Source organism: Kitasatospora sp. NPDC057518 (genome assembly GCF_042802075.1).
Taxonomy (GTDB): Bacteria; Actinomycetota; Actinomycetes; order Streptomycetales; family Streptomycetaceae; genus Kitasatospora.
This window is the reverse complement of sequence record NZ_JBHVEU010000528.1, coordinates 1-5,719: the sequence shown is the minus strand read 5'-3', so window position 1 is coordinate 5,719 and position 5,719 is coordinate 1. Positions and strand designations below refer to the sequence as shown.

At 73.8% G+C, this 5,719-nt stretch carries 5 protein-coding genes; 1 reads left to right on the top strand and 4 read right to left on the bottom strand.

Going from position 1 to position 5,719, the window contains the following annotated elements; translation table 11 throughout:
* Window positions 1-50 precede the first annotated feature (50 nt).
* The 4 genes from glnII to ACFU7Z_RS35115 all read right to left on the bottom strand — a co-directional run bounded on the left by glnII (window position 51) and on the right by ACFU7Z_RS35115 (window position 4,444).
* A complete protein-coding gene (glnII, locus tag ACFU7Z_RS35130; protein ID WP_049656664.1) occupies window positions 51-1,073 on the bottom strand; it encodes a glutamine synthetase in 1,023 nt (340 codons plus the stop codon).
* A gap of 287 nt (window positions 1,074-1,360) precedes the next feature.
* Window positions 1,361-2,386, bottom strand: a complete 1,026-nt coding sequence (locus ACFU7Z_RS35125; protein WP_380782047.1) for an SCO1860 family LAETG-anchored protein — start codon at window positions 2,384-2,386, stop codon at window positions 1,361-1,363.
* Window positions 2,387-2,512: 126 nt separating this feature from the next.
* A complete protein-coding gene (locus ACFU7Z_RS35120; RefSeq protein WP_049659571.1) occupies window positions 2,513-3,190 on the bottom strand; it encodes a uracil-DNA glycosylase in 678 nt (225 codons plus the stop codon).
* Window positions 3,191-3,352: 162 nt separating this feature from the next.
* The gene (locus tag ACFU7Z_RS35115; protein ID WP_380782045.1) at window positions 3,353-4,444 is read right to left on the bottom strand and encodes an amidohydrolase family protein; all 1,092 of its coding nucleotides are present in this window, start codon (window positions 4,442-4,444) and stop codon (window positions 3,353-3,355) included.
* 126 nt (window positions 4,445-4,570) lie between these two features.
* Here ACFU7Z_RS35115 and ACFU7Z_RS35110 point away from each other — a divergent pair, with 126 nt between their 5' ends.
* Window positions 4,571-5,656, top strand: a complete 1,086-nt coding sequence (locus ACFU7Z_RS35110) for an alanine--glyoxylate aminotransferase family protein (RefSeq protein WP_117490014.1) — start codon at window positions 4,571-4,573, stop codon at window positions 5,654-5,656.
* The last annotated feature ends 63 nt before the right edge of the window (window positions 5,657-5,719 follow it).

Genomic DNA, 5,719 nt, shown 5'->3' with positions numbered 1-5,719 from the left:
CCCCTCACATGGAGGGGAGGCCCGGCGGACTGCTCAGGAGACGCGGCGGATCAGACCTGGCCGGCCTTCTCCAGGGCCTCGCAGCAGGTGTTGATCAGGAGCCGGGTGACGACGTAGGGGTCGACGTTGGCGTTCGGGCGACGGTCCTCGATGTAGCCCTTCTTGTCCACCTCGACCTGCCACGGGATGCGCACCGAGGCGCCGCGGTCGGAGACGCCGTAGCTGTAGACGTTCCACGGGGCGGTCTCGTGCTTGCCCGTGAGGCGCGACTGGATGTCGTGGCCGTACTGGTTGACGTGCTCCAGTACCTTCTCCTGCGAGGTGCCGAGCGACTCGCAGGCGGTGATGATGGCGTCGTAGCCCTCGCGCATCGCCTTGGTGGAGAAGTTGGTGTGGGCGCCCGCACCGTTCCAGTCACCGCGGGCCGGCTTGGCGTCGAGGGTGGCGTCGATGCCGAACTCCTCGGCGGTGCGGTACAGCAGGTAGCGGGCGATCCACATGTCGTCCGAGACGGTCAGCGCGTCGACCGGGCCGATCTGGAACTCCCACTGGCCGGGCATGACCTCGGCGTTGATGCCGCAGATGGCCAGGCCGGCGTCGATGCAGCGGTCCAGGTGCAGCTCGACGATCTCGCGGCCGAAGACCTCCTCGGCGCCGACGCCGCAGTAGTAGCCGCCCTGCGGGGCCGGGAAGCCGCCCTCCGGGAAGCCGAGCGGGCGGGAGCCCTTGAAGAAGGTGTACTCCTGCTCGATGCCGAAGATCGACTCCTGCGAGGCGTACTTCTCGGCGACCTCGCGCAGCAGGGCGCGGGTGTTGGAGACGTGCGGGGTGCCGTCCGTCTCCAGGACCTCGCAGAGGACCAGGATGTTGTCGCCGCCGCGGATCGGGTCCGGCGTCACCCGCACCGGGTCCAGCACGCGGTCCGAGGCGTGGCCCTCGGCCTGGTTGGTCGAGGAACCGTCGAAGCCCCAGGTCGGGATCTTGTCGGCGTTGGGCAGGACGCGAGTCTTGGAACGGAGCTTCGCGGTCGGCTTGGTGCCGTCGATCCAGATGTACTCGGCCTTGATTGCCACTGCGTGTCCCTCGCATTGCTGGGTGGTGGGTGCCCGCGTAGCGTCGCAAGCCGCCGTTTCCCGGTTGTTCCTCTTGTGTAACGCGCAGGTGAACCAACCGTCCGCATTGGCACGGTCACGGTGCGGGAGTGCCGGGGGCGACACTCCCGCCGCTCCGGGTACCATGAGTGACGATGCCGGTACGTTCAGTGACGACGCGTGATCAGCGCCACCCCGTGGTCAGCGGAGCCACACGGTCAGTACCGGCGGACGGTCAGTACCGGCGGACGGTCAGTGCCGGCGGACGGTCAGTGCCGGCGGGCGTGCGCGGCGCGACGGCGCCGGGTGGCCCACAGTGCGGCCGCCCCGCCCGCGACCAGGGCGGCGGCCCCCGCGGCCAGCGGGCCGGTGGCACTGCTGCCGCCGGTGGCGGCCAGCTTCTCCGACTTCTCCGGCTTCTCCACCGCGGCCTGCGGAACGGGGGTGCGCGAGGCGGTGGTGTCGGCGACCGGCTCGACGGCGGGCGCGCTGGTGGGCGCGGCGCTCTGGGTGGCCGGGCCGGACGGGGTGGCCGCCGGCCCGGAGGGCTTCTCGCAGCTCACCGAGGCGACGGTGACCTTCCCGGTGACCTTGGCGACGTTCAGGTTGAGCGGGTTCACCTCCACCTGCACCTCCAGGGCGGAGGCGGCGGCGGTGGTCGTGGTGACGGTCTTCTTGGAGAACTCCACCGAGACGCTGCCGACCAGCGGCACGTCCACCTTGGTCGGCCCGTACAGGCCGACGGTGACCGGCTTGCCGAGCACGCTGAGCTTGAGCGGCGCGACCACGTCGGCGGTGGGCTGCCCGTCCACCGGGCAGCTGGCCTCGGCGCTCATCGCCTCCAGGCCGAGCAGCGCGGTGGCGGGCAGGCCGGGGGCGTGCACGTCGGCGTTGACCAGCTTGACGGAGGCGGTGGCGCCCTTGGCGTCGACGCGGGTGACCGACTTGCCGACGTCCGCCTTGACCAGGGTGACGGGGCCCGTCTGGTCCACCCCGGCCACCGTGGCGGTCAGGATCGAGCCGTCGCGCTGCGCCGGCGACTCCACCTTGTTCAGCGCGATGTTCACCGGGACGTCCACCGCCTTGTTCAACAGGCTGACGTCCAGGTCGAGTTCGGCGGTGACGGCGCGCGCCTTACCGGGCGACGACGGGGCGGGCTCGGCCGCCTGGACGGGCGCGGCGGTGAGCAGTGAGCTCGCCACCACGGCGGTGGCCGCGGCGGCGGAAACGATTCGGCGAGCGGACGGGCGAGCGGACGAGCACGAAGACGAGGCCGAAGACGGGCGAGAAGACAAGGCGGTACCCCCACACAGATGAAACGATGAGCCGCCAGTCTTCTCGAACAATCCGTCACATGAGTAACACAGAACGTCATTTCACCCGTTGGAGTGAGATTGGCGTTCTGCGCTGACCCATCTCTGCTAGGGCAGCCGCCAGTCCACCGGCTGCGCCCCCTGCCGCACCAGCAGCTCGTTGGCCCGGCTGAACGGCCGCGAGCCGAAGAAGCCGCGGTCGGCCGACATCGGGCTGGGGTGCACCGACTCCACCGACGGGACGTTGCCCAGCAGCGGCCGCAGGTTGCGGGCGTCGCTCCCCCACAGGATCGCCACCAGCGGGCCGCCGCGCGCCACCAGCGCCCGGATCGCCTGCTCGGTGACCGCTTCCCAGCCCTTGCCCCGGTGCCCGCCGCTCTTGCGCGGCTGGACGGTGAGCACCCGGTTGAGCAGCAGCACGCCCTGGTTCGTCCACGGGGTGAGGTCCCCGTTGGACGGCTCCGGCAGGCCCAGGTCGGTGCCGTACTCCCGGTAGATGTTGATCAGGCTGGCCGGGATCGGCCGCACCTCCGGCGCCACCGAGAAGCTGAGCCCGACGGCGTGGCCGGGGGTCGGGTACGGGTCCTGCCCGACGATCAGCACCCGCACGTCGGCGAAGGGCTGCTGGAAGGCGCGCAGCACGTTCGGGCCGGAGGGCAGGTAGGTACGGCCTGCGGTCAGCTCGGAGCGCAGGAAGTCGCCCATCGCGGCGACCCGTCCGGCGACGGGTTCCAGGGCGGTGGCCCAGCCGGGCTCGACGATCTCGTTCAGTGGACGCGGTGCCATGGTCGCCACCCTATCGGCCTACACCGACACGGCTTTCAGCGGATGATCATGTGATCGAGAGGGCCCGGCGGGCCGGCGGAACCCCAGCGGCGGGCCGGCCCGGGGCCGGCGGCGCCCCCGCCCGGACACCCTCCCCGGCCCCGCGGCGGAACCCCGGCGCGGCTACCCGACCGGCCGCCCCCGCAGCACCACCAGCCGCGGGTCCGCGAGCACCCGGACGTCCGCCCGCGGGTCCTGCGCGTACACCACGAAGTCCGCCGGCGCGCCCTCCTCCAGCCCCGGCCGCCCCAGCCACGCGCGCGCTCCCCAGCTCGCCGCCGACAGCGCCTCGGCCGGGCTCAGTCCCGCCTTCACCAGCTCCGCCACCTCCTCCGCGACCAGCCCGTGCGCCAGCGAGCCGCCCGCGTCGGTGCCGACGAACACCAGGATGCCCGCGTCGTGCGCGGCGCCCACCGTGGCGTACCGGCGCTCGTGCAGCCGCCGCATGTGCGCCGACCAGGCCGGGAACTTGGCCTCGCCGCCGGCCGCGAGGTCCGGGAAGGTCGCGATGTTGACCAGGGTCGGCACGATCGCCACCCCGCGCTCGGCGAAGACCGGGATCAGCTCCTCGGTCAGGCCTGTGGCGTGCTCGACGCAGTCGATCCCGGCCGCCAGCAGGTCCGGCAGCGACTCGGCGGAGAAGCAGTGCGCGGTGACCCGGGCGCCCTCCTCGTGCGCCGCCGCGATCGCCTCGGCCAGCGCGTCGCCGGGCCAGCAGGCGGCGAGGTCGCCGCGGTCGCGGTCGATCCAGTCGCCGACCAGCTTCACCCAGCCGTCCCCGCGCCGGGCCTCGGCCCGGACGTAGGCGGCCAGGTCGCCGGGCTCGATCTCGTGCGCGTAGTTGCGGATGTAGCGGCGGGTGCGGGCGATGTGCCGCCCGGCCCGGATGATCCGGGGCAGGTCCTCGCGGTCGTCGATCCACCGGGTGTCGGCGGCCGAGCCGGCGTCGCGGATCAGCAGGGTGCCGGCGTCCCGGTCGGTGAGCGCCTGCTTCTCGCTGGTCTCGGCGTCCACCGCGCCGTGCGCGTCCAGGCCGACGTGGCAGTGCGCGTCCACCAGGCCGGGCAGCACCCAGCCGGTCACCGTCCGGACGTCCCCGGCGGTCGGCGGGCGGGTGAAGCTCACCCGGCCGTCCACCACCCAGAGTTCGTCCCGGACGTCCTGCGGACCGACCAGCACCCGACCCCGCACGTGCAGCACCGCGCCATCGCTCATGGCCGCACTCTACCGACGGGCGGGTTCCGTGTAAGCAGTCACAATGCGGCAGACTCGTTTCCGCACCCCCACCCCGCACGACCCCCGTGCGGCCCCCGCGCGACTCCCGCGAAAGGCGATACCGACGTGAGCCCCTTCCTCGACCTGCCCCCGCTCAGCGCCGCCGAGTTCGCGGCGATCGAGGACCAGGTGGCCGCCCTGCTGCACACCGGGGCCGACGTGATCGTCACCCAGGGCGAGGCGCTGCTCCCCCTGGAGGCCGCGATCCGCGGCGCCGCGCACCCCGGCTCGACCGCCCTCAACGTCGTCACCGGCCCGTACGGGCAGACCTTCGGCAACTGGCTGCGCTCCTGCGGGGCGAAGGTCGTCGACCTGGCCGTGCCCTTCGACAGCGCGGTGAGCGCCGAGCAGGTCGCCGCGGCCCTGGAGGCGAACCCGGAGATCGACTTCGTCTCCCTGGTGCACGCCGAGGCCGCCACCGGCAACACCAACCCGGTCGCCGAGATCGGCGCCGTGGTCCGCGAGCACGGCGCGCTGCTGATGCTCGACGCGGTGGCCTCCGTCGCCGCCGAGCCCGTGCTCACCGACGAGTGGGGCGTCGACCTGTGCGTCATCGGCGGCCAGAAGGCGATGGGCGGCCCGGCCGGCGTCTCCGCCGTGTCCGTCTCCGAGCGCGCCTGGGCGCGGATCGCCGCCAACCCGGCCGCCCCGCGCCGCTCCTACCTCTCGCTGCTGGACTGGAAGGAGCGCTGGACCGACGCCGGCCGCGCCGTACTGCCGCACGCCCCGGCCCAGTTGGAGATGCTCGCGCTCGGCGCCTGCCTGGACCGGATCGCCGCCGACGGCCTGCCCGCCGTGATCGCCCGGCACCGCGCCGCCTCGGCCGCCACCCGGGCCGGCGTCCGCGCGCTCGGCACCCTGGCGCCGTACGTCGTCGAGGACGCCCACGCGGCCCCGGTCGCCACCACCCTGCGCACCCCGGACGGCGTCGACGCGACCGCCCTCGCCGCCCGCCTCGACCCGGCCCTGCCGGTCCAGCCGGGCGGCGGCGCGCTGGCCGGTTCGATGCTGCGGGTCAACCACTACGGGCGGGCCGCCTCGCTGGACACCGTCCGCGCCTGCCTCACCGGCCTCGCCGCCGCCACCTCGGCCGACCCGGCGCCCGCCCTGGCCGCCGCCGAGGCCGCCTGGAACGCGACCGTCGCGGCCTGACGCGCGCACGGCGACCGTCACGGCCCGACCCACGCACGGCGGCGGCCCCGGGAGCAACTCCCG